A 722-nucleotide genomic window follows, 5' to 3' on the forward strand; every position below is an offset into this window, starting at 1 on the left:
GTCTCGCGCAGCCATTCGCCGGACAGATCGTCACCGCCGACCCAGCGGAAATTGTCCTTGCCGAGCCGCAGCAGGGTGCCGTCGTCGATCATGCCGCCATGCTCGTAGCACATGGCCGAATAGACCACCTGGCCGACGCCAAGCTTCTTGACGTCGCGGGTCAGCGTGTATTGCAGCAGCGCCTCGGAATCCGGGCCGGTAACCTCGAACTTGCGCAGCGGCGACAGGTCCATGATCACCGCGTCCTGCCGGCAGGCCCAGTATTCCGCGATCGGCCCGTCCTTGGCGAAGGAATTGGCGAGCCAATAGCCCCTGTACTCGCCGAAGTTGCGGGTGTGCTTGGCAAAGCTCGAATGAAAAGCTGTCTCGCGGGTCATTTTCGGTTCCGAATCGGGCGTCATGCGTCTGGCGATCGCTCGCGAGAATTTGTGCTGGCCGGAATAGGTCCGCACATGGATGTCGGTCGGGTTCCAGCCATTGGCCGGCGTCGTGTCGTCGGGGCAGGCGGAGGACACGCAGACGATGTCGGTGAGCGCCCTGAGCAGCACATAGTCACCCGCCCGCGACCACGGCTCGTCGGACACCATGACGCCATGCGCGTCGATCGCCGTGTTGAAGAAGAAGTTGATCGCCATCCAGCCCGCGCGGGGATTGACGCCCTTGCCGGCCAGAGCGCCGTTGAAATTCTCCGAGCAGTTGGTGTGGCCGGGATAGCCGCTGTC

At 63.7% G+C, this 722-nt stretch carries 1 protein-coding gene; it reads right to left on the reverse strand.

Features of this window, described 5'->3' with window-relative positions; all coding sequences use genetic code 11:
* Window positions 1-722 (reverse strand): DUF1989 domain-containing protein (locus tag EN939_RS36695; protein ID WP_127272100.1); only part of this gene is annotated, 722 nt, incomplete at both ends.

Source organism: Mesorhizobium sp. M7A.F.Ca.CA.002.05.1.1 (genome assembly GCF_003998335.1).
GTDB lineage: Bacteria > Pseudomonadota > Alphaproteobacteria > Rhizobiales > Rhizobiaceae > Mesorhizobium.